General features: G+C 61.0%; 2 protein-coding genes and 1 pseudogene. 1 reads left to right on the top strand and 2 read right to left on the bottom strand.

Annotated features, from left to right (window positions below; all coding sequences use genetic code 11):
* Positions 1-475: CinA family protein (locus EN994_RS31560; protein ID WP_164746421.1), on the top strand; the 475-nt coding region annotated here is incomplete at its 5' end.
* Positions 476-520: 45 nt separating this feature from the next.
* Here EN994_RS31560 and plsY read toward each other — a convergent pair.
* Positions 521-1,184: pseudogene (gene plsY / locus EN994_RS31555) on the bottom strand (glycerol-3-phosphate 1-O-acyltransferase PlsY).
* Between the two features lie 9 nt (positions 1,185-1,193).
* On the bottom strand, positions 1,194-1,389 hold a 196-nt coding region (locus EN994_RS31550), incomplete at its 5' end, for an SRPBCC family protein (protein ID WP_281060219.1).

The raw sequence follows: 1,389 nt of genomic DNA, 5'->3' as shown, positions 1-1,389 counted from the left end.
CAGCGACCTGGCAAATGCCTTGCTGCAAGCCTGCCAGAAACGCGGCATCATGCTGGCAACGGCGGAAAGCTGCACCGGCGGCATGATCATCGCGGCACTCACCGACATCGCGGGCTCGTCCGCCGTGGTCGATCGCGGCTTCATCGCCTATTCCAACGAAGCCAAGATGGACATGCTCGGCGTTTCCGCCGCCACGCTCGATGCGCATGGGGCGGTTTCGCGCGAGACTGCGATCGAAATGGCGACAGGCGCGCTTACCCGTTCGCGCGCCGGGCTGACCCTGGCGGTTACCGGGATCGCCGGGCCTGGCGGCGGTTCGGCGGAAAAACCGGTCGGCCTGGTCTGGTTCGGGGTTGCGCTGGACGGCCGACCGATTGTCGCCGAGCACCAACTCTTTGCAGACAAAGGCCGCGATTTCATCCGTCGCGAAACGGTCCGGCAAGCGCTGGAACTGGGCCTGCAAGCACTCGGATAGGATTATAAAACGTTGGGCGGGCGGACCCGAAAGCCGGATTTGCGGCTACGTTTTCGATTCCGGGCTGCTTTGCCCCAAGTGTGGCTCCGTCCCAGCCAGCAGCCGCTGAATATTGGCACGATGGCGCATAACCACGTAGATGCTGCCCGCAATCACCAGCAACCGATAGGCCAACGGTTGCTCCAGGCCACAGATGAGGGCGATCGCGGTCAACGCCGCTACCATCGAACTCAGGGAAACTATCCGAGACGTAGCCAGCACAGCACCAAAAGCCGCCGCAGCCCCCACACCTACCGGCCAAGACAGAGCCAGCAACACGCCAAGCCCCGTCGCAGCGGATTTGCCACCTGTGAAATTCAACCAGATCGAACGGCCATGTCCCAACAACACGGCAATTCCGGCCAGGCAAACAGCCCAAGGCACCCAGGCTTGCAGGTCAAGCGGGGTCGATAGCGTAACCAACGGCAACGTGATGAACCCAGCGGGCAAAGACGATCGCCCCAGCACCTTTCAGCACATCCACCAGCAACACCACCAACGCCGGCCATTTTCCCAAGACCCGCAAGACGTTCGTTGCCCCGGTGGATTTGGAGCCATGCTCCCGGATATCGATGCCCTTGAGCAGCTTCCCCGCCAGATAACCCGTGGGCATTGAACCGAAGAGATAGGCGATCGCCAGTCCAACGGTGCTTGCTATCCAGAAAAGCATGCGCAAGCCTCAAGACGGTTTTGTACCGTAGATGACGTCGGCGCGCTTCTCAAAGGCTTCGGCGAACATGCGGAAGGCACGATCGAACATGGTTCCCATGACCGCGCCCAGAATACGGCTCTTGAACTCGTAGTCGATGAAGAAGCGGACGGCGCAACCGGCGCCGTCGGGTTCGAAACGCCAGACATTGCTCAAATATTTGAAC

Origin of the sequence: Mesorhizobium sp. M7A.F.Ca.CA.002.09.1.1, from assembly GCF_003998555.1 — a bacterium.
Lineage (GTDB): Bacteria > Pseudomonadota > Alphaproteobacteria > Rhizobiales > Rhizobiaceae > Mesorhizobium > Mesorhizobium ciceri.
Note: the sequence above shows the minus strand (reverse complement) of the source record. Positions and strands in the feature narration are given on the sequence as shown.